Genomic DNA, 24,327 nt, shown 5'->3' on the forward strand with positions numbered 1-24,327 from the left:
GAGCTATAATTGACGACGGCCGCGGGCACATTCCCCGCGCTCATAAAAGGAAAACGTCATGGCCGAAGAAACCATTTTCAGTAAGATTATTCGTCGTGAAATCCCCTCCGACATTGTGTATCAGGATGAACTTGTCACCGCGTTTCGGGACATCTCTCCGCAGGCTCCAACGCATGTGCTGATCGTACCTAATATCCTGATCCCGACGGTAAATGATGTGACCGAGGCGCATGAACAAGCGCTTGGCCGTATGCTGACCGTGGCGGCGAAGATCGCGCGTGCAGAAGGCATTGATGAAGATGGTTACCGTTTGATCATGAACTGTAATCGCCATGGCGGGCAGGAGGTATATCATATCCATATGCACCTGCTGGGCGGGCGCGCGCTTGGGCCGATGCTGGCGCAGAAAGGTCTCTGACATGACAAGAGGGCGTGTTGCGTTATTACTGGCGGCATTGACGCTGACAGGGTGCACTTCGCATCCCGCGATCCCGGTGGCCAGCGATCAATCCCTGGTAATGGAGTCCAGTATCCTGGCGGCTGGCCTCACTGCAGAACCGCCGACATTAAACACGCAGGAACTCCAGCCCTCCGCGTCCTCCCGGCTGTTTAACGAAAGAAAACAGCCTGTAACTGTGCATTATCGTTTTTACTGGTATGACGCCAGAGGTCTGGAAATGCATCCCCTGGAAGCGCCACGCAGCGTGACTATCCCGGCAAATTCCGCCGTGACGTTGTACGGCAGCGCGAACTATCTGGGTGCACATAACGTCAGACTTTATCTCTACCTGTAAGGGGTGACACTTGATTAAAACTATTGGACGCTATGCCCTTTTGACGAGCTTCGCCATGTTGCTCTCGGGGTGTATTATTCGCGGCGAACAGCAACCGGCGCCGGTCGATCAGGCGGGCGCGGGAACACAGCAACCCACGCCACAACAGCCGCAGCAACCGGTGCCAACGGTACCGTCTGTGCCGTCGATTCCTACGCAGCAGCCAGGACCGATTGAACATCAGGAGCAAAATGGCCAGCCTGTACCACGTGAACGTCACTATGACTGGAATGGCGCGGTGCAACCGATGGTCGGCAAAATGCTGCAGGCCAGCGGCGCCACTGCCGGCAGTGTGCTGCTGGTGGACAGCGTAAACAACCGCACCAACGGTTCCATTAATACTGGTGAAGCGACCGAAGTCGTGCGCAATGCGCTGGCGAACAACGGCAAATTTACGCTGATTACCGCGCAGCAGCTTGGCGTGGCGAAGCAGCAACTGGGCTTGTCACCGCAGGACAGCCTGGGAACGCGCAGCAAAGCTATTGGTATCGCGCGAAATGTCGGGGCGCAGTATGTGCTCTATTCCAATGCAACCGGCAACGCCAATGCCCCAGGTCTGCAAATGCAATTGATGCTGGTGCAGACCGGCGAAATCATCTGGTCGGGTAAAGGTGCGGTTCAGCAACAGTAAGCTTACGCGTGACGCCTTTCTGTCACGCTATTTCCCGCAGTACGCTCCCGTCGCCAGCCAGAATACCGGGCTGAGCGGCGGGAGCTGTCTTATTAGCGACGGGCAGCATTACCTTGTGCTGCGCCATCGGCATCAGGCAACGTCTTCGCCATTTTCCCGTCAGTATCGTGTCTTTAAACATCTGCCACACGCCATTGCGCCACGCGGCTGGCTTTATACCCGTGAGTGGATGGTGATTGACTACCTGCCCGGAGAAACACGAAGCGAGCTGCCGCCTGGTGACGAGCTGGCAGCGTTGCTATATACGTTGCACAGCCAGCCCTGCTTTGGCTGGCCGATCTCGTTGCTGCCGTTGCTGGAGGGCTACTGGCAACAGTCATCAGCCACTCGCCGCACGCTTATGTGGTTGCGTCAGTTAAAACGGCTGCGTCGACAGGGAGAACCGCGACCCTTGCGGCTGGGGCCGTTACATATGGATGTGCATGCCGGTAATCTGGTGCACGCGCCTCAAGGCTTGAGGCTTATCGATTGGGAATATGCCGGTGATGGCGATGTGGCGCTTGAACTGGCGTCTGTATGGATGACAAGCGAAACGCAACGCCATCACCTTGTGCAGGATTACGCGCAACGGGCCGCGATCCCCCCGAATTTACTGTGGCGGCAGGTCTTGCGCTGGCGGCCCTGGGTTTTAATGTTGATGGCGGGCTGGTATGAGTGCCGCTGGCAGCAGACAGGCGAACAACAATTTATTGCACTGGCGAACGAAATCTGGCGCCAGCTACAAACTGAAGGAAGAGAGAGGTGAGTGTGGGTCCGGTCATGTTGGATGTGGAAGGGTACGAACTGGATGCGGAAGAGCGCGAAATTTTGGCGCATCCGCTGGTGGGCGGCTTGATCCTCTTTACCCGTAATTATCACGATCCGGCGCAACTGCGGGAACTGGTGCGTCAGATCCGCAGTGCGTCGCATCATCGTCTGGTGGTGGCTGTCGATCAGGAAGGCGGTCGCGTGCAGCGTTTTCGTGACGGGTTTACCCGTCTGCCTGCGGCTCAGGCCTTCGCGGCGCTGCATGGGCTGGAAGAGGGTGGGCGACTGGCGCAGGATGCGGGCTGGTTGATGGCCAGCGAGATGATCGCCATGGATATTGATATCAGTTTCGCTCCAGTGCTCGATGTGGGGCATATCAGCGCGGCCATCGGAGAGCGCTCATACCATGCCGATCCGGAGAAGGCGCTGGCGATGGCGACACACTTTATCGACGGTATGCACAGTGCAGGCATGAAAACGACGGGCAAACACTTCCCCGGCCACGGAGCAGTGACGGCGGACTCGCATAAAGAGACACCGTGCGACCCGCGCCCGCAAGCGGAGATCCGGGCGAAAGACATGTCTGTGTTCCGTCAGTTGATTGAACAGAACAAGCTGGACGCCATCATGCCCGCCCACGTGATCTATGCTGATGCCGATCCACGTCCTGCCAGCGGTTCCCCCTACTGGCTCAAAACCGTGCTCCGTGGGGAACTGGGTTTTGACGGTGTGATTTTTTCTGACGATTTGTCGATGGAAGGTGCGGCCATTATGGGCAGCTATGCGGAGCGCGGTCAGGCATCGCTGGACGCCGGTTGCGATATGATCCTGGTCTGCAATAATCGTAAAGGTGCCGTCAGTGTGTTAGATAACCTGTCGCCGATCAATGCAGAACGTGTTACGCAATTGTATCATAAAGGTTCATATTCTCGTCAGGAGTTGATGAGTTCTGCGCGCTGGAAATCTGTCAGTCAGCAGCTCGAGCAGTTACAGGAGCGCTGGCAGGAACAGAAAGCGGCTCATTAATGCCTGCGGACGCGATGTCGAAGTGGTGAGGATACCATGATTATCTATTTACACGGTTTTGACTCAAACAGCCCCGGCAACCATGAAAAAGTGTTGCAGTTGCAGTTTATCGACCCGGATGTGCGACTGATCAGTTACAGTACCCGGCACCCGAAACATGACATGCAGCATCTGCTGAAAGAAGTCGACAAGATGCTGCAACTTAATGTCGACGAGCGTCCGCTTATTTGCGGTGTCGGTCTTGGCGGCTACTGGGCGGAACGTATCGGCTTTTTGTGCGATATCCGCCAGGTGATCTTTAACCCTAACCTGTTCCCCTACGAGAACATGGAAGGGAAAATCGATCGTCCGGAAGAGTATCTTGATATCGCCACCAAATGCGTGTCTAACTTCCGCGAAAAAAACCGCGATCGTTGCCTTGTAATTTTATCGCGCAACGATGAAGCGCTCGACAATCAGCGGGCGTCGGAGGAGTTGCATCACTATTACGAAATAGTCTGGGACGAAGAGCAGTCGCATAAGTTTAAAAATATCTCGCCGCATCTTCAGCGTATCAAAGCATTTAAAACCCTCGGTTAAGTCTCTCCCGGCAGGGTCGCTCTGCCGGCAAACCCTCTCTTTTCTTCTGTTACCGCTGATTTTACGCATTCCCTCGCTCATTTTTTGGTGAGACGTCTACACTTGTTCATCTTTTAGGCATCAAAACTTGATGTACATCAATTTTGGTATGACCAATGAACCTGACGTGATATTCTCAGTAGCAATGTTGGTTTGCAAGCCTGTAACCCTTTGTTAACTAAAGGCTATTTATATAACTTTTAGTTAACAATTGGTTAATATTTTAGGGGGTCACTTTGACTACACCATTGAAAAAGATTGTGATTGTTGGTGGTGGTGCTGGCGGTCTGGAACTGGCAACGCAGCTGGGCAAAAAGCTCGGCCGTGGTAAAAAAGCCAAAATCACGCTGGTGGATCGCAACCATAGTCATTTATGGAAACCGCTGCTGCACGAAGTGGCGACAGGATCGCTGGATGAAGGCGTCGATGCTCTGAGCTATCTGGCCCATGCGCGTAACCACCATTTCCAGTTCCAGCTCGGTTCTGTAGTAGACATCAATCGCGAGAGCAAAACCATTACGCTGGCTGAACTGCGTGATGAGAAAGGTGAACTGCTGGTGCCTGAGCGCAAGCTGGCTTACGACACGCTGGTAATGGCGTTGGGAAGCACCTCCAACGACTTCAACACGCCAGGTGTTAAAGAGCACTGCATTTTCCTTGATAACCCGCACCAGGCGCGTCGCTTCCACCAGGAAATGTTAAACCTGTTCCTGAAGTATTCCGCCAACCTTGGCGCAAACGGCAAAGTGAATATCGCGATTGTCGGCGGCGGGGCGACGGGGGTCGAGTTGTCTGCGGAACTGCATAACGCAGTGAAACAGCTGCACAGCTATGGCTACAAAGGTCTTACCAACGATGCACTGAACGTGACGCTGGTAGAAGCTGGTGAGCGTATTCTGCCTGCGTTGCCGCCGCGTATTTCCGGCGCGGCACACAACGAACTGACCAAAATGGGCGTCCGCGTATTGACCCAGACCATGGTCACCAGCGCGGATGAAGGCGGTCTGCATACCAAAGAAGGTGAATACATCCAGGCCGACCTGATGGTCTGGGCTGCAGGGATCAAAGCGCCGGACTTTATGAAAGAGATCGGCGGCCTGGAAACGAACCGCATAAATCAACTGGTGGTCGAACCGACGCTGCAAACCACACGCGACGCCGATATTTATGCCATTGGCGATTGTGCTTCCTGCGCTCGTCCGGAAGGGGGCTTCGTGCCGCCGCGCGCACAGGCCGCTCACCAGATGGCCAGCCTCGCGCTGCATAACATTCTGGCACAGAGAAAAGACAAGCCACTGAAAGCCTATGTCTATAAAGATCACGGTTCGCTGGTGTCGTTGTCGAACTTCTCTACGGTTGGCAGCCTGATGGGTAACCTGATGCGCGGCTCAATGATGATTGAAGGCCGTATCGCGCGTTTCGTCTATATTTCGCTGTACCGCATGCACCAGATTGCCCTGCACGGCTATTTCAAAACCGGTCTGATGATGCTGGTAGGCAGTATTAACCGCGTGATCCGTCCACGTTTGAAACTGCACTAATCATTGTCTGCCTTTGCGCTCTCGTGACGTTGTGTCGCGGGAGCGCTATTTCCTCCTGTCGATGAGCGTTATAGCGTTCGGAGAACTCTGAATATCCCCGTTTACCCCGTATATATCCCATTTTTTCCACTCTTTCCGATTGGCTTAATGCTTGCCCGAGTTGCAAAATTGTTACTAATACAAACGAGGGAGGAAATCCTGTGAATAAATCAATGTTAGCGGGTATCGGTATTGGCGTGGCCGCTGCACTGGGCGTTGCCGCGGTTGCCAGCCTGAATGTGTTCGACCGTGGACCTCAATATGCGCAGGTAGTCTCTGCCACGCCAATCAAAGAGAGTATTAAAACCCCCCGTGAAGAGTGCCGTAATGTGACCATGACGCACCGTCGCCCCGTGCAGGACGAAAACCGTATCACCGGTTCTGTTCTCGGCGCGGTGGCCGGCGGCGTACTGGGGCATCAGTTCGGCGGCGGACGCGGTCGGGACGTGGCCACCGTTGTTGGCGCGTTAGGTGGCGGCTATGCGGGTAATCAGATTCAGGGCGGGTTGCAAGAACGGGATACTTACACCACGACCCAGCAACGTTGTAAAACCGTGTATGACAAATCAGAAAAAATGATCGGTTATGACGTGACGTACAAAATTGGCGACCAACAGGGAAAAATCCGTATGGACAGAGATCCAGGAACGCAAATTCCGCTGGATAGCAATGGTCAGCTTATTTTGAATAACAAAGCATAAAACAGATGTACTCTGCATGTTGGCTCCCCAATTGCTCAGGCTGGGGAGCCTTTTTTCATTAAAAAAGCCTTACATTGCTGCAAGGCTTTAATGGGTCATATGAAGTCGTGTTGGCGAACCACCAGTACACCGGTGATGAGAACAGAAATAAAAGCAAAAAGTACCGAACCCCCACACAAAATCCACAGACCCAATAACAATGTTATTACTATTAACACTTTAATGAATGGTAATAGCAAAATCATCTCCATATTCCTTCTGCATGTGTTAAGTCAGTGAAATGCCTTTTATTCACGGTACAAATTCAGTACGGCTTGTAGAGCGAGAGTAAAGGAAAGTCATAGCTTATCGCATCTTCATGACGCTTATTATTCACGTATCACTCGAGCTAATCATTAGCAAGGCAATAATCACAATTAAGCATAGGAAAGGCGGCAAAAATAGTTGATAGATTTTACCTATTATTAAGATAGGCCGCGGCGAACAAAAAGAGAACCCGAACGGCACCGTGCCGTCGGGTTAACGGGGGTCAAACCTGAAGAAGGGTAGGCCATAGCCGCAGTGTCGTGCGGGTGATTTGCAGCAGTTTCTCGCAACTTGCGCCTTCACGCGCGCTCACCGACATGCCCTGCAGAACACAACCAAGGAACTGCGACAGCACTTGTGGATCGGCACTTGCCGGGATCTCTCCCCGCTGCTGGCGACGGGTAATAAACTGTAGCAGCGTCTCTTCCTGCTGCGCGTGGCGGGATTTAATGGTTTCCGCGATGGCATGTGAAGAGGCCGCGAGGGTCGCCGAAGTATTAATCATAAAACAGCCAGCAGGGGTATCGGTACTGGTAAAACACCTGGCGACAGCGGTGAAGTACGCCAGCAATGCCTGCTCTACGGGTGTGTCGTCCTGGTGCAAAGGCGCTTCGTGCTGGTTGGCAAATCGCGCGATATAGCGATCCAGTACCGCACGAAAGAGCCCCTCTTTGTTGGTGAACTCGGCATACAGCGTCGGTGCTTTCGCCCCGGTCGCCTCAACGAGATCGGATAATGATGTGGCTTCGTAGCCATGCTGCCAGAACAGCGCCATGGCTTTGTCGAGCGCCGCTTCCCTGTCGAACACTTTCGGTCGGCCACGGCTTTTTTTGGTGCAACTGGTCATTTCAGTCGTCATAGGGCCGCTTACCTTTGTTGGTTTGTTGAACGTACATTATAAAAACATTCCGTCAGCGTGACCAGCGACAAATAGCACAAATAATTAAATCGTATGTTTATGAATTTTAAGAAATTACATTTTTAAATAACGAGCGTTATAAAAATAAGTTGACGCGTGATGCAGATCACACTTATCATTTACCTATCGATCGTTAACATATTCGATAACGATACCCTTCATCTGCATTACAGGTAATAACATCATGACTAACGTAAAAACTTTTTTTGCTGCTGCTGTGCTCAGTTCTCTCTCTTTCGCAAGCTTCGCTGCGGTTGAAGTTCAGTCTGCTCCTGCAGGCCAGCAAGAACTCGCAACGGTGGGTGTTTCCGCCAGTACTAACCTGAGTTCTGTAGAGAACAAACTGGCGCAGAAAGCGGAACAGATGGGCGCAAAATCCTATCGCATTACGTCTGTGACAGGTACTGATAAACTGCATGGTACTGCGGTTCTTTATAAATAAGGTCAACCCCCTCATTGACCCTTATGCCACTGCCATAAAAAAGGCCTGCATTGATGCAGGCCTTTTTTGTGCGCGCGATATTGTCAGAGCATCTGCGCGTTTTCGTCGTGATAACGGGTCACGTCCACCGGCATGCCGGAGCGGACCTCCATAGCATGTGTCATCACCTCTGCATCACTGCGCGCATCGTCTTTAAACGCCTGCATGGCGGCGTTGAGTATGATCGGCAGCGTTTTCGGATCGTCATCAATCGCTTTGGATAAGGGCTGATGCACTTCCACCAGGCGGGTGCCGTCCGGTTCGACCGACGCTTTGATCGGCGTATTAATAATGTTCACCGGCGTACCGGGTGAGACCGCGGCATAGAGCGCGGAAATATCCCCGTCGCGCAGGCGAATACAGCCGGAACTGACACGCATGCCTATCCCAAAATCGGCATTGGTGCCGTGTAACAAATAAACCCCGCCAAAAGCCGCCAGGCGGATCGCGTGGTGCCCCATCGGGTTATCCGGCCCGGCCGGAACCACGGCAGGTAAATCAATACTCTGGGCTTTATAACGCGCGCGAATGTTTGCTGTCGGTGTCCAGGTAGGATTGGCGCGTTTATCCGAAACCGTTGTTACCATTGTCGGCGTGAGAGTATCGCCGCCCAGTTGGCCAATGCCGATCGGGTAGACAATCACTTCACTTTTTCCGAGGGGATAATAGTAAAGACGTAACTCGGCGAGATTAATGACAATCCCTTTACGCGGCGCATCCGGCAGCAGGGTTTGCAAGGGAATGGTTAACACGCTGCCTGCCCGGGGAACATAGGGGTCAACGCCGGGGTTAGCCTGAAGCAATGCCAGAAAACCGACATTGTATTTTTTGGCGATCGCTTCCAGCGAGCCGCCGTCATTTTGTACCACGTGAAAGCGATTTTCACCGACCACGCGGCTTCCCGTCGGGGGCAATGGCCAGTTATTGGCGCGGGTAGGGAATGAAAGCACCGCCGTCATTGCAACGGTTACAAGCGCAAGCCAGAGGGAGAAGCGGAGCGTTTTAATCATGATCATAATCCATGTTAATCATAAGGTTATTTTTATAGGACTGTGTGATGGGATTATGGTGTGCCAGCATGTCGGGAAGTCCTGGCCGAATGCAAAATGTTGTAAATGTTTAGCGCAAATGAAAAGGCCAGGTCTGATGAGCTGGCCTCTGGGACGACATCAGGCGATGGCGTTGTCGGCAAGCTGGCGCATAAAATTACGCACCCAGTCCATGCGGGTTTTTCGTTCCGCCAGATCTTGTGTGAATTTAAGCCTGGTCGGGCCATCAAGGCGGAAATGCTGCGGTTGTTTTTGCAACAAGCCGATCAGCCAGCCCGGGTTGACGTTATTTTTCTCGTTGAATTCAATCACGCCACCTTTTTCATTGCCTTCTAGCTTACGAATACCGAGTTTCTGTGCCTGCTGGCGGAGCAGGGCGATATCCAGCAATGTGCGGGCGGCATCCGGCAGCAATCCGAAGCGGTCAATCAGCTCAACTTTAATCTCTTCCAGCGCATTTTCATCCTTCGCACTGGCAATGCGCTTATAGAATGACAGGCGCGTGTTTACATCCGGAATAAAGTCATCCGGCAATAGCGATGGCATGCGCAATTCCACCTCCGTTTGCTGGCTGGTGAGATCTTCCAGCGAGGGCTCGCGACCCGCCTTTAACGCCTCGACCGCGTTCTCCAGCAGTTCCATATAGAGTGAGAAACCAATGGTTTCCATTTGCCCGCTTTGATCTTCGCCAAGCAGTTCGCCAGCGCCACGGATCTCCAGATCATGGGTTGCCAGCGCGAAGCCTGCGCCCAAATCTTCCAGCGAGGCAATGGCTTCCAGACGCTTCTGCGCATCGGTGGTCATGGCTTTGGGATGTGGCGTGAGCAGCCACGCATAGGCCTGATGGTGCGAACGCCCGACGCGACCACGCAACTGATGGAGCTGGGCAAGGCCGAAATGGTCGGCGCGCTCAATGATGATTGTGTTCGCGGTAGGAATATCAATCCCGGTTTCGATAATGGTCGTGCAGACCAGCACATTAAACCGTTGATGATGGAAATCATTCATCACCCGTTCCAGTTCGCGTTCGCGCATCTGGCCGTGACCGATAGCAATACGCGCCTCTGGCACCAGTTCCGCCAGCCTGTCTGCCGCTTTCTGAATATTTTCCACATCGTTATACAGATAATAGACCTGGCCGCCGCGCAACACTTCACGCAGGATGGCTTCACGTACCACCAGATTATCGTATTCCCGTACAAAGGTTTTCACTGCCAGACGGCGAGCGGGGGGAGTGGCGATAATCGACAGATCGCGCATGCCGCTCATCGCCATATTCAGCGTGCGCGGGATAGGCGTCGCTGTCAGGGTCAGAATGTCGACATCGGCGCGCATGGCTTTAATCCGCTCTTTATGGCGCACGCCAAAACGGTGTTCTTCGTCAACGATCAGCAGACCGAGATCTTTCACCTTTACGTCGTTTTGCAGCAGCTTATGGGTGCCAATCAGGATATCGACTTTGCCTTCTGCCGTCTGTTCCAGCACCTGTGCCTGCTCCTTTGCGCTGCGGAAGCGCGAAAGCAGCTCAATACGAACCGGCCAGTTGGCAAATCGATCGCGGAAATTGTCAAAGTGCTGCTGTGCGAGCAACGTCGTGGGCACCAGCACGGCGACCTGCTTATTGTTTTCGACCGCAAGGAAAGCGGCGCGCATTGCCACTTCGGTCTTACCAAAGCCAACATCGCCGCATACCAGTCGGTCCATCGCCAGTGGCTGACACATATCGCTGAGCACGGCGTTAATGGCCTGCGCCTGGTCCGGCGTGGTTTCAAAAGGGAAGCCATCGCAAAACAGCTGATACTGCTCACGGTCGTGTTTAAAGGCGAAGCCTGCTTTTGCTGCGCGCTGGGCATAGATATCCAGTAATTCAGCTGCCACGTCGCGTACTTTCTCTGCGGCTTTCTGCCGCGCACGCGTCCAGGCATCGCTGCCCAGTTTATGCAGCGGGGCATTGTCTTCCGCACCGCCTGCATAGCGGCTGATCAGATGCAGTGACGACACCGGAACATACAATTTGGCATCGTTAGCATAGGTCAGCATCAGGTACTCATTTTTGATCCCGCCGGTTTCAAGCGTGGTCATCCCGGCATAACGCCCAACCCCATGCTCAAGATGCACAACGGGCTGGCCATCATGCAATTCGGCGAGGTTACGGATCAAGGTGTCCGGATTGATTGTCCGACGGCTATCCTGGCGGCGGCGGGCAACACGTTCGCCCAGCAAGTCGCTTTCACAAATCAGCGCGCGGTTACGCAGGGTATCGATAAAACCGTGCTCCGCCGCGCCTGTTATCAACCAGCTGCCCGCAGAGGTGGCCTCGTCAAGACGACGGATACGTTTCGGCGCGACTTTAATGCGTGCCAGCAGCTCAATCAACGCTTCACGACGGCCTTCACTCTCAACGGAAAACACCACCGGGCCGTTGAAGGCTTCAAGGAATTTTCGCAGGTTATCCAGCGGTGATTTTTGCTGCGCCTGCACGGCCAGATCCGGCAGCGACTGGTAACCCAGATTGCTGTGCCCGGCCTTCTCGGGCACATGCTCGCTTTTGAGTTGAATGCGAGGCCATTTCTTCAGCTCGCTGAAGAGGGCATCGACACGCAGCCACAGCGCTTCCGGTGGCAATAAGGGCCGCATGGGATCCACGCCGCGGTTCTCGAAACGTGCTTGCGTCTCTTGCTGAAAACGCTCGGCGCTGGCCTCAAGATCGCCCGTGTTGACCAGCAACGTATTGGCCGGGAAGTAGCTGAACAGGGGCGGCAACGGTTCGTTGAAAAACAGCGGTTGCCAGTACTCAATGCCCGCAGGCAGCGTACCTTTACTTACCTGCTGATAGATGTGTTCGGCATCGCGTTTGACATCAAATTTATCGCGCCATTGGCTGCGAAACAGTTCAATGGCCGTTTTGTCCGTCGGAAACTCATGAGCAGGTAACAAATTGATCGCTTCGACTTCTTCCAGCGTGCGCTGGGTATCGGCATCAAAAAGACGCAGGCTGTCGATTTCATCATCGAAAAAGTCGAGCCGGAAAGGCTGCACACTGCCCATGGGATACAGATCAAGCAATGCACCGCGGGTAGCATATTCGCCGTGCTCCATAACCTGATCAACATGGCGATAGCCCGCACTGTTTAACTGTTCGCGCAACTGATCGCGGGACAGGCGCTGCCCTTTTTTCATCACCAGCGCGTGGCCGTTCAGAAAGTTATGTGGGCAAACACGCTGCATCAACGTATTAACGGGAATAATTAAAACGCCGCGCTGCATTGAGGGCAATTGATATAACGTCGATAGCCGCGATGAGATAATCTCCTGGTGCGGTGAGAAGCTGTCATAAGGCAGCGTTTCCCAGTCGGCAAGATTGATGACCAGGTTATCGGTAAACTGCGCGATCTCATCCTGCAAACGCAGAGCGTTCTGCATATCGGGGGCGATCAACACCACCGGGCCGGGATGACGCTCAATGATCTCAGCCACTTCAGTTGCACAGGCAGCACCAGTGAGTTCACCCAACTGGCGCTGGTCACCGGCTTTCGTCGGCAGGGAATAACGGTATTGTTCAGGCATAGACAGTATCGGGGTCTCTGAAGGATATACCCCCATATGGGGGCATACCACTGATACGCAATCCCTTTATTATCTGCGATTGCGCCGTTTTAGCCAAGCCGAAGGCGCAGGATTAGCGCGTCGCAGCAGCCGGGCGCAGCTTCGCAGGCGGGGTGAAAAAGAGATCGGCAAACAGCGCGCTGGAGAGTTTACGCACCAGCAGCCCGACCAGGGTGCAAATCAACAGTGCCGCAAAGGGATAGACCATCAGCAGCGCCAGCTCGACTTTTGGCGGCCAGGCACCGGCATTCAGGGGTTTAAGCAACGCAAGGCTTAACCCTTCAATCAAAATACGGTGGGTGGTGTAAATCGCCAGCGTATTGGAGCCCACCACATTCAGCAGGCTATTTTCACTGGGCGGAAAGCGCTGCTCCAGCGCCCAGAAGAGCCGCATAATCCCGACAATTGACAGCAGGCACAGCGGCAGGGGCATATTGAACATCCATAAACCGAATGCGACCGCCACGGCAACGGCGAACAACAGGGCGTAGCGGCGAAGGGGTACCGTTTTAACCCACTCCATTAAGGCGTTGCCGTACCAGGCCCCCAGACTGTAAAAAATCATATTACGCACAACGCTGTTCATTCCCCACCACGGCAGCGGCAGGAAATTAATGGCGAGGCTGGCGAGGACCATCAGTCCCAGCACCGGTACTTTCCATCTGCTCAACAATTTACACAGTGTGAAATAGACCACCAGTGCATAGAGGTACCACAAACTGGTGCTGGCCGTGAGCATACCCGCTAAAAACTCGTGCCAGTTGTCGGCGTAAGCGGCATTGGAGGCATTGCTGAGATCGCGATCCGGTGCCAGCCAGTCGTTAATGTGGCTTAAGCCGACCCATTGCAGCACGCCCCAGAGTGCCAGTACGTAAACAATGCTCCAGATGCGTTTATCGAGTGTCTCTTTCCACGGCACATCGTCAATGTAGCGGCGGATCAAATAGCCAGAGATAAAGAAGAAGACCGGCATACGGAATGGGGCGAGGTAAAGATTAAAATAGACCCAACACTTTGCCAGCGTTTGTGACCATTGGTGTTGGAAAAGATCCAAATGCGGGTAAAAAGTAATTACTGAGTGATATATTACCACCAGGCAAATACATAACCCTTTGATCTGATTAATCCATAATGCTTTCTTTTTCATTAGCGTCGTTGCCTGTTATTGCCAAAATTTCGACTACTGATCCTGGTGAGCAGGGTCGGGGCTGTAATGAGGAAGTGTCTGTATTTGTTCATTTTCGGATTATGTCGACGGACGGGAATGATGAAATGGGTGAACAATAGCGTGTTTACCCAGGGCGACGCGTAATTAGCAAATTGATTTTTCGGTATTTTTTTGAAACTTGATGACGAATTCTTACGGTTTCACTCATTTACGCTCTGCGCTTTCGCTTATATACTTCTCAATCTGCTATCAGCAATCAGACGGATTTCATGTACCAGCCTGTCACTCTTTTCATCGGTCTGCGCTATATGCGTGGGCGTGCAGCGGACCGCTTCGGTCGCTTTGTCTCCTGGCTCTCGACCATTGGCATCACCCTCGGCGTTATGGCGCTGGTCACGGTGTTATCGGTGATGAATGGCTTTGAGCGCGAGCTGCAAAACAACATCCTGGGGCTAATGCCGCAGGCAACCCTGACCACCCAAAACGGCTCGTTGAACCCGCAGCAGTTACCCGCGAATCAGCTGAAACTGCAGGGGGTGACGCGTATTGCGCCGCTGACCACTGGCGATGTCGTGCTGCAAAGTGCGCGCAGTGTGGCGGTGGGGGTAATGATGGGGATTGACCCGACGCAGAACGATCCGCTGACCCGCTACCTGGTTAACGTCAAGCAGAGCGAACTGCAGGCGGGGCAATACAACATTATCCTGGGTGAGCAACTGGCCGGGCAGTTGGGCGTTAACCGGGGCGATCAAATCCGTGTCATGGTGCCTTCCGCAAGCCAGTTTACGCCGATGGGGCGTTTGCCAAGCCAGCGCCTGTTTACCGTCATTGGGACTTTCGCTGCCAATAGCGAAGTCGATGAATACCAGATGCTGGTCAATATTGACGATGCCTCGCGCCTGATGCGTTACCCGGCGGGCAATATCACCGGCTGGCGGTTGTGGCTTAATGAGCCGCTGAAAGTCGATGTGCTCAGCCAACAGGCGCTGCCCACAGGCACCAAATGGCAGGACTGGCGCGATCGCAAAGGGGAGTTATTCCAGGCGGTACGCATGGAAAAAAACATGATGGGGCTGCTGTTGAGCCTGATTGTGGCCGTGGCGGCATTTAACATCATTACCTCCCTTGGCCTGATGGTGATGGAGAAACAGGGCGAAGTGGCCATCCTGCAAACCCAGGGGCTGACGCCGCGCCAGATCATGGCGGTGTTTATGGTGCAGGGTGCCAGCGCCGGTATTATCGGTGCGTTGCTCGGTGCCGTGCTCGGGGCGTTGCTGGCCAGCCAGTTGAATAACCTGATGCCGATCATCGGTGCATTGCTTGACGGTGCGGCGCTGCCGGTGGCCATTGAACCGTTGCAGGTCATCACGATTGCGCTGGTGGCGATGGCCATTGCGCTGCTTTCTACGCTTTATCCTTCCTGGCGCGCCGCCGCCACTCAACCCGCTGAGGCTTTACGTTATGAATAAGATCCTGTTGCAATGCGACAACCTGTGCAAACGCTATCAGGAAGGCTCCGTGCAAACTGATGTGCTGCACGATGTCAGCTTCAGCGTGGCGGAAGGGGAACTGATGGCCATTGTCGGCAGTTCCGGTTCCGGTAAAAGTACGTTGTTGCATCTGTTGGGCGGGCTGGATACTCCGACCTCTGGCGACGTGATTTTTCGCGATCAGCCGATGAGTAAACTCTCGTCTGCGGCCAAGGCAGAGCTGCGTAACCGCGAGCTGGGCTTTATCTACCAGTTTCATCACCTGCTGCCAGATTTTACCGCGCTGGAAAACGTGGCGATGCCACTGTTGATTGGTAAAAAGAAACCGGCAGAGATCGAAACCCGCGCCCGCGAAATGCTGGCAGCTGTGGGTCTTGAGCACCGCGCACGCCATCGTCCTTCGGAGCTTTCCGGCGGTGAACGCCAGCGTGTGGCGATTGCCCGTGCGCTGGTGAATAACCCGCGCCTGGTACTGGCGGACGAGCCCACCGGCAACCTTGATGCCCGCAACGCAGACAGCATTTTTCAGCTGTTGGGTGAATTAAATCGTTCGCAGGGCACGGCGTTCCTCGTCGTAACCCATGATCTGCAACTGGCGAAGCGAATGAACCGCCAGCTTGAGATGCGCGACGGCCGCCTGAACGCAGAACTCTCCCTGATGGGGGCCGAGTAATGGCATCGCCTCTTTCGTTACTGATTGCCCTGCGCTTTAGTCGCGGTCGTCGGCGGGGCGGTATGGTGTCGCTGATTTCAGTGATTTCCACCGTAGGCATTGCGCTGGGCGTTGCCGTGTTGATTGTGGGACTGAGTGCGATGAACGGCTTCGAGCGGGAGCTGAATAATCGCATTCTGGCGGTGGTGCCGCATGGTGAGATCGAGCCGGTCAACCAGCCGTGGAATAACTGGAACGACGCGCTGGCAAAAGTGAAAAAAGTGCCTGGCATCGCCGCCGCTGCGCCATACATCAATTTTACCGGCCTGGTGGAGAGTGGTGCCAATCTGCGGGCCATTCAGGTCAAAGGTGTGGATCCGGTTCAGGAAACGGATCTGAGCGCGTTACCGAAGTATGTGCAGGGGAATGCCTGGCAGAATTTTAAAGCCGGCGAGCAGCAAATCATTCTCGGTAAAGGGGTTGCCGATGCGTTGAAAGTGAAACAGGGCGACTGGGTTTCAATTATGATCCCTAACTCTGACGATGCGCACAAACTGCTGCAGCCAAAACGCGTGCGGCTGCATGTGACAGGTATTTTGCAACTGAGCGGGCAGCTTGACCACGGTTTTGCCATGATCCCCATGCCGGATGCCCAGCAGTATCTGGACATGGGCGGTAGCGTGACGGGCATCGACATTAAAGTGAACGATGTGTTCAATGCCAATAAACTGGTGCGCGACGCGGGTGAAGTGACCAACAGCTATGTTTATATCAAAAGCTGGATCGGCAAATACGGATACATGTACCGCGACATTCAGATGATCCGCGCCATTATGTATCTGGCGATGGTCCTGGTCATTGGCGTAGCCTGTTTTAACATTGTTTCGACGCTGGTGATGGCAGTAAAAGACAAAAGCGGCGATATTGCCGTACTGCGTACGCTCGGGGCGAAAGACGGTCTTATCCGTGCGGTTTTTGTCTGGTACGGCTTGCTGGCGGGCCTGTTGGGCAGCGTGTGCGGTGTGGTGATTGGCGTGGCGGCTTCATTACAGCTGACCGCTATTATCAGTGTGATTGAGAAGATGATTGGCCATCCGTTTTTGTCGGGCGATATCTACTTCATCGACTTTCTGCCATCGGAATTGCATCCGCTGGATGTGGTATACGTGCTGGCAACCGCACTGTTGCTCAGCCTGCTGGCGAGCTGGTACCCGGCCCGACGGGCGAGCAATATTGATCCTGCACGAGTCCTGAGCGGGCAATAACGCCGACATCGACAGGCCACAACCAAGGAGTGGCGATGCATTACGGGTTTGATATTGGCGGCAGTAAAATCGCGTTAGGCGTCTTTGATGCCGGGCGGCGTATACAATGGGAAACGCGCGTGGCCACGCCCCACGACAGCTATACGTCTTTCCTGCGCGCCATTGCACAACTGGTGGCTGAAGCGGATGCACGCTTTGGCGTGAAAGGCAGCGTCGGTATAGGTATTCCGGGGATGCCGGAAACCGCCGATGGTACGTTATACGCCGCCAATCTCCCTGCTGCCAGCGGGCTGCCGCTGCGACGCGATCTCTGCGCGCTGTTGGGCAGGGACGTTCGCATAGACAATGACGCCAACTGCTTTACCCTCTCTGAAGCCTGGGATGATGAGTTCCGCCAGTATCCGCTGGTGATGGGGCTGATCCTCGGCACAGGCGTGGGGGGTGGGCTGGTGATCAACGGCAAATCCGTGAGCGGGCACCGGTTTATTACCGGCGAATTTGGTCATATTCGTCTGCCTGTTGATGCGCTTGGGTTGATGGGGTTTGACTTTCCGCTGACCCGCTGCGGCTGCGGCAAAATCGGTTGTATTGAAAACTACCTTTCCGGTCGTGGTTTTGCATGGTTGTATAAACACTTCTACCATCAATCACTGTCCGCACCGGAAATCATCACGCGCTGGGAACAGGGTGAGGCAAAAGCACAATCCCATGTCGAGCGCTATGTGGATTTGCTGGCGGTCTGCCTGGGCAATATCCTGACGATAATTGACCCGGATCTGCTGGTGATTGGCGGTGGGTTATCAAATTTCAGCGCGTTGACGCAACTGCTGCCGGCACGTATCCGTCCGCATTTGCTGCCAGCGGGCGAGGTGCCGCGTATTGAGCGTGCACGCCACGGCGACGCGGGTGGTATGCGCGGCGCTGCGTTTCTTCATCTTACTGACCCGTCCTGAGAGGATGCCATGCAATCGCGACGTTCACATCGTCTCAGCCGTTTTCGCCGTAACAAGCGCCGCCTGCGCGAACGCTTACGCCAGCGAATTTTTTTCCGTGACGCAATGGTGCCTGAAGTAATGGAAAAACCAAGAGTCGTTGTTCTGACCGGGGCGGGGATTTCCGCCGAGTCCGGGATCCGCACCTTCCGTGCGGCAGATGGGTTATGGGAAGAGCATCATGTGGAAGATGTGGCAACGCCGGAAGGCTTTGCCCGCAACCCGCAACTGGTGCAACGTTTTTATAACGATCGCCGTCGGCAGTTGCAGCAGCCGGAAATCGTGCCTAACGCCGCCCATCTGGCGCTGGCAAAACTGGAGCAGGCGCTGGGCGACCGTTTTCTGCTGATCACGCAGAATATCGATAACCTGCATGAACGCGCCGGTAATCACAACATCATCCATATGCATGGCGAACTGCTGAAAGTGCGCTGTTCGCAGAGCGGTCAGGTGCTGAACTGGGCACACGATGTTAACCAGGACGACAAATGCCACTGCTGCCAGTTCCCGGCGCCGCTGCGCCCGCATGTGGTGTGGTTTGGTGAAATGCCGCTGGGGATGGATGAGATCTACAGTGCGCTGGCGATGGCAGACGTCTTTATTGCCATCGGCACGTCTGGCCATGTTTACCCCGCAGCCGGGTTTGTACATGAGGCGAAGCTGCAGGGGGCGCATACCGTAGAGCTGAATCTCGAGCCGAGCCAGGTAGGCAGTGAGTTTGAAGAGAAACATTACGGTCTGGCGAGTGCAGTGGTGCCGGAATATGTAGAAAAACTGCTGAAAGGGCTCTAGCCTTCGGTTGCCATCCGGCCTGTGTCACGGATGGCGTTTACCGTTTTGCCAGCAGGATGGCGCAGCCTGAAAAGCCGTCGCCATCCGGTTGCGATTAACGTCCTGCTTTTAGTTTCTGGTAATACTCTTCGTAAAGGGCGCTGGTGCTGCCAACGTCGTTTTGCCATTCCCCTTTATTAATGGTCTCCGCGTCCGGGTAGAGGGATTTATCGTTCGCCACATCTGGTTTCAGTAACTTACGTGCGGCGAGGTTGGGCGTCGGGTAGCCGATGGTTTCCGCGACTTGTCTGGCAATCTCCGGACGCAGCAGGAAGTTAATCAGCTTCAGAGCACCCTCCACGTTTTTTGCGTTTGCCGGAATGGACAGGCTGTCCATCCAGAAAATACCGCCTTCTTTCGGCCAAACAACCTCCAGTGGCGTTCCCGCCTGGCGCGCCACATACGCTGAGCCGTTCCACACCATGCCCAGATTCACTTCGCCTTCCATATAGGGATTAGCCGGGTTATCCGAGTTGAAGGCCGCGACGTTAGGCATCAGTTTTTGCAACTCTTTATACGCGGCCTCAATCTCTTTCGGGTCGGTGGTATTGCCGGAATATCCGAGCTTGCGCAGCGCAATCTGGAATACTTCGCGGGCATCGTCGGTCAGGAGCAGGCTGCTTTTATATTCTGGCTTCCATAAATCCGCCCAACCCGTAACCGTTTTCGGATCCATCGCTTCGCTGTTCACGCCGATTGCCGTCGCTCCCCAGATATAAGGAATGGAGTAATCATTATTGGGATCGAAAGGCTTATTCAGCATTTGCGGGTCGAGATTGTGAAAGTTGGACAGCCTGCTTTTATCTATCTTCTGGATCATGCCCTCTTTACGCATCTTATCGACGTAATAGGTGGAAGGCACCACCAGATCATAGGCACCGTCTTTGTACGTTTTTAGCTTGGCGTACATGGTTTCATTCGACTCATAGGTCGAATAAATAACCTTAATTCCGGTCTCTTTGGTGAACTGCTCCAGCAGCCCTGGCGGCACATACTCGGTCCAGTTATAGAAATAGATCGTTTTGTTGTCGTCCGCATGCGCGACGCTCATCCCAATGGCGAGAACACCTGCTGCGAGCAGGTGGCGTGACCAGTTTTTCATTTACGTCCCCTGAGTTTTTGTTTTATCACGAGCAATAAGCTGGCTGGCAATCACCAGCACCAGCGACAGAACCAACAGAATGGTGGCCAGCGCGTTAACTTCTGGCGACACGCCGACTTTGACCATGGAATAGATCTTCAATGGCAGAATTTCATACCCCGGGCCAGTGACGAAGGAAGAAACCACCACATCGTCCATCGACAGGGTAAAACTGAGCAACCAGCCTGCGGCAACGGCAGGCATTGCCAGCGGCAGGATGATTTTGCGCAGGATGGTAATCTCGCTGGCGCCCAGATCTTTCGCCGCTTCCAGCATGCGCACATCGAAGCCTTTCAGACGCGAAAAAACCGTCACCACCACAAAAGGCAGGCAGAAGGTGATATGCGAGAACAGCAGCGACCAGAACCCCAGTTGCACGCCAAGCAGCATAAATAACACCAGCAGCGAAATAGCCATCACGATATCGGGCGACATCATCACCACAAATAACATGCCGCTGACAAACGGTTTGCCGCGAAAACGGTAACGATAAAGCGCCACCGCTGTCAGGGCGCCAATCAAGGTGGCGAATGAGGCCGACAGCACCGCCATGGTCAGCGAGTGTTGCGCTGCCTGCAGCAAACTGTCGTTGTTCACCAGCAGGCTGTACCACTGAGTCGAAAAGCCCTGCCAGTTAATGCCAAAGCGCGAGCTGTTGAACGAATTGACGATCAGGATAATGATCGGAATATACAGATAAGCATAAATGGCGGTCATAAATCCGCCGCGCAGCAGTCGACCGATCATTCCAGCTCCACCTTCTTATTCAGCAAACGCGCCGCACGCCAGTACACGAGCAGCATTAGCCCCATGACCAGCGTCAGGGTGATACTGGTGGCTGATCCAAACGGCCAGTCACGAATGTTCAGGAACTGGCTTTTGATGACGTTACCGATCAACAGATTCTTTGCGCCACCCATCAAATCGGAGACGTAAAACAGCCCCATAGCCGGCAGCATTACCAACAGGCAACCGGCAACAATCCCCGGCATGGTCAGCGGAATAATAATGCGAACAAACGTTTGTAGCTTACTGGCACCCAGATCTTTTGCTGCTTCCAGCAAGGGCTTATCGAGCTTTTCAATACTCGAATAGAGTGGCATGACCATGAACGGCAACAGAATATAAACCAGCCCAATAATCACCGCCCCTGGCGTAAACATGATGCGCAGCGGCGTGTCGATAATGCCGAGCCACAGCAGGCATTCGTTAAGATAGCCTTTGGTGCTGAGGAAAATCTTTAGTCCGTAAATGCGGATTAGGGAGTTTGTCCAGAAAGGCACTATCAACAAAAACAGCAACAACGGGCGCACTTTGGCAGGCAGCTTTGCCAGAAACCAGGCGAAGGGATACCCCAGCACCAGGCAAGCCAGCGTGGCTATCGCCGCCATATTCAACGAGTGCAGCAGCACGTCGAGATAGAGCGGATCCAGCAGGCGGGTATAGTTATCCAGCGTGAACACCAGTTTGACGAAATGGGCATCATCACGGGTTAAAAAGCTGGTGGCAATAATCATCAAATTGGGCAGGAAAACGAACAGTACAAGCCAACCGACGACAGTAGCAATCACCCCATTCTGGAATTTACTTGTCCTCTTCATCAGCCAGTACGACCTCCCAACTCTCTACCCAGTTAATGGCCATTTTCTGGTCCAGCGAGTGGTCAAAATCCGGATCATCTTCATTAAAGAATTCGCTGACCATCACCATTTTGCCGTTTTCCAGTTCAACCATTGACTCCAGCGTCATGCCTTTATAGTTGCGCTCGCGCACATAACCAATCAGGCCTTCAACCCCGGCAACATCGTGAATTTCCTCGACGCGCAAATCTTCCGGACGCAGCAGTACATTAAGCCGCTGGCCTTTTTCCACGGCAAAGTTGACGTAAATATTGCATTCGCGACCTTCGACATTCGCGCGCACGCGGCTGTCGTCCAGACGTTCGATCACTGTCGCGCTGAAGATATTGATTTCACCAATAAAACTGGCGACGAACAGGTTTTTCGGCTCTTCGTAAATCTCCCGTGGGGAGCCGTCCTGCTCAATGCGGCCTTCACGCATCACTACAATGCGATCCGACATGGTTAGCGCTTCTTCCTGATCGTGGGTGACGAAAACAAAGGTGATACCGAGCTTACGTTGCAGTGCTTTGAGTTCATTCTGCATCTGCTTACGCAGTTTATAGTCGAGTGCGGAAAGCGACTCATCCAGCAGCAGTAAGCGGGGTTTATTGACCACGGCACGAGCAATGGCAACACGTTGTTGTTGACCACCGGAGAGTTGATGCGGTTTGCGCTGTGCGAACGTTTCCAGTTGCACCATGCGCAGCGCGTCCATCACCCGCGGTGTGATCTCTTGCGAAGGTGTTTTTTGCATCCGCAGGCCAAAGGCCACGTTATCGAAGACGGTCATATGTGGGAAAAGCGCATAGCTTTGAAAGACGGTATTCACATGACGATGCTCCGCCGCAACGTGGGTGATATCGTCAGCATCGAGGTGGATATGGCCAGAATCGACGTTTTCCAGCCCGGCAATCAGTCGCAGAACCGTGGTTTTACCGCAGCCGGAAGGCCCGAGCAGCGTCAGAAATTCGCCGTTATTGATGGTGAGATTGAAATCAGAAATGACATTTTTGCCATCAAAGCTTTTGCGAATACCGGCCAGTTGCACAAGCGGTGAACGCGAACGCGGTTGTGTGTTCAATTTTTTACTCTGTCCCATGTCGACGCATCGAAAGGCTTATCAGATGCGGGGTTTGTGGTTAACCACCTTTGGGTTGTGCACGATTTAAGGGCTGGCATTCTACGGCAAAGCCATGAAATCGCCAATCGTTGTTCTTTGTAAGCCTGCCAGGTGCGGCTTTTCTCAGCTACGTTTATTACGCGGGAGGCAATTTTGAAAATATTCTCGTTTACGGGGTAAAAGTGACCTGACGCAATATTTGTCTTTTCGCGCTTATTGATAATGTTGAGACATTTTGTGGGGGTGGCTTTATGGACAAATTATTAGAGCGTTTTTTGCAGTACGTTTCTCTGGATACTCAATCAAAGCCCGGCGTCCGTCAGGTGCCAAGCACGGAAGGACAGTGGAAACTCCTGCGTCTGCTGCAAAACCAGCTTACGGAGATGGGGCTGGAAAAGGTCACGCTGAGCGATAAAGGCACGGTCATGGCGGTGCTGCCGTCGAACGTGTCAAAACCGGTGCCTGCCATTGGGTTTATCTCCCATGTTGATACCTCGCCAGATTGCAGCGGTAAGAATGTCAATCCTCAAATTCTGGAGAATTACCGCGGCGGCGATATTGCGCTGGGCGTTGGCGATGAAATCCTCTCGCCGGTGATGTTTCCGGTTTTGCATCAGTTGCTTGGTCAGACCCTCATCACTACCGACGGCAAAACGCTGCTTGGCGCAGACGATAAAGCTGGCGTGGCCGAAATCATGACCGCGCTGGCGGTGCTGAAGAAAAAGAATATTCCCCACGGCGATATTTGTGTCGCGTTTACACCGGATGAAGAGGTGGGTAAAGGCGCGAAACATTTTGACGTGGAACGCTTTGGTGCACAGTGGGCTTACACCGTTGATGGCGGCGGAGTGGGTGAACTGGAGTTTGAAAACTTTAATGCCGCCTCGGTCAACATCAAGATCGTGGGTAATAATGTGCACCCCGGCACGGCAAAGGGAGTAATGGTCAATGCCCTGACGCTGGCCAGCCGTATTCATGCGCTGGTGCCGGAAGAAGAGAGCCCGGAACATACCGAGGGCTACGAAGGTTTTTATCATCTCACCAGCATTAAAGGCACGGTTGAACGTGCCGACATGCATTACATCATCCGCGATTTTGACCGCAAGGCGTTTGAAGCACGCAAGCGCAAGATGATGGAAATTGCCAAAAAAGTGGGGAAAGGACTGCACCCGGACTGTTATATCGAACTGGTGATTGAAGACAGTTATTACAATATGCGCGAGAAAGTGATCGCCCATCCGCACATTGTCGATATTGCCCGACAGGCGATGCACGATTGCGAGATTGAACCGGACATGAAACCAATCCGGGGCGGCACCGACGGGGCGCAACTCTCCTTTATGGGGCTGCCCTGCCCGAACCTGTTTACCGGTGGGTATAACTATCACGGCAAACATGAATTCGTGACGCTGGAAGGAATGGAAAAAGCCGTACAGGTGATTGTGCGTATCGCCGAGCTGACCGCGCAGCAAGCGTCGTTGTAATGCCT

Annotated in this window: 23 protein-coding genes; 15 read left to right on the plus strand and 8 right to left on the minus strand. The window is 53.8% G+C overall.

Annotation, left to right across the window (positions count from 1 at the left end; genetic code table 11):
• Positions 1–58: 58 nt before the first annotated feature.
• From hinT to RTX30_RS00365, 8 genes are all read left to right on the plus strand, one after another.
• Positions 59–418 (plus strand): purine nucleoside phosphoramidase, encoded by a 360-nt coding sequence (gene hinT, locus RTX30_RS00330; RefSeq protein ID WP_312685695.1) that lies wholly within the window; start codon positions 59–61, stop codon positions 416–418.
• A 1-nt stretch (position 419) separates the two neighbouring features.
• Complete coding sequence (locus RTX30_RS00335; protein WP_312685697.1) at positions 420–794, plus strand: YcfL family protein; 375 nt, start codon at positions 420–422, stop codon at positions 792–794.
• 10 nt (positions 795–804) lie between these two features.
• Positions 805–1,464, plus strand: a complete 660-nt coding sequence (gene lpoB / locus RTX30_RS00340; protein WP_312685698.1) for a penicillin-binding protein activator LpoB — start codon at positions 805–807, stop codon at positions 1,462–1,464.
• Positions 1,445–2,269, plus strand: a complete 825-nt coding sequence (gene thiK, locus RTX30_RS00345) for a thiamine kinase (protein ID WP_312685700.1) — start codon at positions 1,445–1,447, stop codon at positions 2,267–2,269. Before lpoB ends, thiK begins: the two co-directional genes overlap by 20 nt.
• A 2-nt stretch (positions 2,270–2,271) precedes the next feature.
• Positions 2,272–3,297, plus strand: coding sequence for a beta-N-acetylhexosaminidase (gene nagZ, locus RTX30_RS00350; protein ID WP_312686786.1), 1,026 nt, complete (start codon positions 2,272–2,274; stop codon positions 3,295–3,297).
• A 36-nt stretch (positions 3,298–3,333) separates the two neighbouring features.
• A complete protein-coding gene (gene ycfP, locus RTX30_RS00355; protein ID WP_312685701.1) occupies positions 3,334–3,876 on the plus strand; it encodes an alpha/beta hydrolase YcfP in 543 nt (180 codons plus the stop codon).
• 275 nt (positions 3,877–4,151) lie between these two features.
• Positions 4,152–5,456 (plus strand): NAD(P)/FAD-dependent oxidoreductase, encoded by a 1,305-nt coding sequence (locus tag RTX30_RS00360; protein WP_312685702.1) that lies wholly within the window; start codon positions 4,152–4,154, stop codon positions 5,454–5,456.
• 200 nt (positions 5,457–5,656) lie between these two features.
• Positions 5,657–6,196, plus strand: a complete 540-nt coding sequence (locus RTX30_RS00365) for a glycine zipper 2TM domain-containing protein (RefSeq protein WP_312685704.1) — start codon at positions 5,657–5,659, stop codon at positions 6,194–6,196.
• Between the two features lie 529 nt (positions 6,197–6,725).
• Here RTX30_RS00365 and RTX30_RS00370 read toward each other — a convergent pair.
• On the minus strand, positions 6,726–7,361 hold the full coding sequence (locus tag RTX30_RS00370) for a TetR/AcrR family transcriptional regulator (protein WP_312685706.1): 636 nt from the start codon (positions 7,359–7,361) through the stop codon (positions 6,726–6,728).
• Positions 7,362–7,605: 244 nt separating this feature from the next.
• On the opposite strand from RTX30_RS00370, the gene bhsA reads away from it, so the two are divergent.
• Complete coding sequence (bhsA, locus tag RTX30_RS00375) at positions 7,606–7,863, plus strand: multiple stress resistance protein BhsA (protein WP_312685708.1); 258 nt, start codon at positions 7,606–7,608, stop codon at positions 7,861–7,863.
• An 83-nt stretch (positions 7,864–7,946) separates the two neighbouring features.
• Here the strand turns inward: bhsA and RTX30_RS00380 are convergent, their stop codons facing one another.
• From RTX30_RS00380 to RTX30_RS00390, 3 genes are all read right to left on the minus strand, one after another.
• On the minus strand, positions 7,947–8,912 hold the full coding sequence (locus tag RTX30_RS00380) for a L,D-transpeptidase family protein (RefSeq protein WP_409429786.1): 966 nt from the start codon (positions 8,910–8,912) through the stop codon (positions 7,947–7,949).
• A 159-nt stretch (positions 8,913–9,071) separates the two neighbouring features.
• Entirely contained in the window at positions 9,072–12,518 is a 3,447-nt protein-coding gene (gene mfd / locus RTX30_RS00385; protein WP_312685712.1) for a transcription-repair coupling factor, read from the minus strand.
• 112 nt (positions 12,519–12,630) lie between these two features.
• Positions 12,631–13,704 carry an acyltransferase family protein gene (locus tag RTX30_RS00390; protein WP_312685714.1) on the minus strand — a complete coding sequence of 358 codons (1,074 nt, stop codon included), beginning with the start codon at positions 13,702–13,704 and terminating at the stop codon, positions 12,631–12,633.
• A gap of 290 nt (positions 13,705–13,994) precedes the next feature.
• On the opposite strand from RTX30_RS00390, the gene lolC reads away from it, so the two are divergent.
• From lolC to cobB, 5 genes are read left to right on the plus strand one after another with little or no spacing between them, the layout of a single operon-like run.
• On the plus strand, positions 13,995–15,194 hold the full coding sequence (gene lolC / locus RTX30_RS00395) for a lipoprotein-releasing ABC transporter permease subunit LolC (protein ID WP_312685715.1): 1,200 nt from the start codon (positions 13,995–13,997) through the stop codon (positions 15,192–15,194).
• Positions 15,187–15,888, plus strand: coding sequence for a lipoprotein-releasing ABC transporter ATP-binding protein LolD (gene lolD, locus RTX30_RS00400; RefSeq protein ID WP_312685716.1), 702 nt, complete (start codon positions 15,187–15,189; stop codon positions 15,886–15,888). Before lolC ends, lolD begins: the two co-directional genes overlap by 8 nt.
• Positions 15,888–17,132 carry a lipoprotein-releasing ABC transporter permease subunit LolE gene (gene lolE, locus RTX30_RS00405; protein ID WP_312685717.1) on the plus strand — a complete coding sequence of 415 codons (1,245 nt, stop codon included), beginning with the start codon at positions 15,888–15,890 and terminating at the stop codon, positions 17,130–17,132. The genes lolD and lolE overlap by 1 nt, the downstream gene beginning before the upstream one ends.
• A 35-nt stretch (positions 17,133–17,167) precedes the next feature.
• The gene (gene nagK, locus RTX30_RS00410; RefSeq protein ID WP_312685718.1) at positions 17,168–18,085 is read left to right on the plus strand and encodes an N-acetylglucosamine kinase; all 918 of its coding nucleotides are present in this window, start codon (positions 17,168–17,170) and stop codon (positions 18,083–18,085) included.
• A 9-nt stretch (positions 18,086–18,094) separates the two neighbouring features.
• Positions 18,095–18,916, plus strand: coding sequence for a Sir2 family NAD+-dependent deacetylase (cobB, locus tag RTX30_RS00415; RefSeq protein ID WP_312685719.1), 822 nt, complete (start codon positions 18,095–18,097; stop codon positions 18,914–18,916).
• A 94-nt stretch (positions 18,917–19,010) separates the two neighbouring features.
• Here the strand turns inward: cobB and potD are convergent, their stop codons facing one another.
• The 4 genes from potD to potA are packed head-to-tail and all read right to left on the minus strand — an operon-like array spanning position 19,011 to position 22,817.
• Positions 19,011–20,057: a spermidine/putrescine ABC transporter substrate-binding protein PotD gene (gene potD, locus RTX30_RS00420; protein ID WP_312685721.1), complete on the minus strand. Its 1,047-nt coding sequence runs from the start codon at positions 20,055–20,057 to the stop codon at positions 19,011–19,013.
• A complete protein-coding gene (gene potC / locus RTX30_RS00425) occupies positions 20,058–20,843 on the minus strand; it encodes a spermidine/putrescine ABC transporter permease PotC (protein ID WP_312685723.1) in 786 nt (261 codons plus the stop codon).
• Complete coding sequence (potB, locus tag RTX30_RS00430; RefSeq protein WP_312685725.1) at positions 20,840–21,697, minus strand: spermidine/putrescine ABC transporter permease PotB; 858 nt, start codon at positions 21,695–21,697, stop codon at positions 20,840–20,842. The genes potC and potB overlap by 4 nt, the downstream gene beginning before the upstream one ends.
• Entirely contained in the window at positions 21,681–22,817 is a 1,137-nt protein-coding gene (gene potA / locus RTX30_RS00435) for a spermidine/putrescine ABC transporter ATP-binding protein PotA (RefSeq protein WP_312685726.1), read from the minus strand. The genes potB and potA overlap by 17 nt, the downstream gene beginning before the upstream one ends.
• A 272-nt stretch (positions 22,818–23,089) precedes the next feature.
• Here potA and pepT point away from each other — a divergent pair, with 272 nt between their 5' ends.
• Positions 23,090–24,322: a peptidase T gene (gene pepT, locus RTX30_RS00440; RefSeq protein ID WP_312685728.1), complete on the plus strand. Its 1,233-nt coding sequence runs from the start codon at positions 23,090–23,092 to the stop codon at positions 24,320–24,322.
• Positions 24,323–24,327: the final 5 nt, after the last annotated feature.

Source organism: Kosakonia sp., from assembly GCF_032052965.1.
In the GTDB taxonomy this organism is placed as follows: Bacteria; Pseudomonadota; Gammaproteobacteria; order Enterobacterales; family Enterobacteriaceae; genus Kosakonia.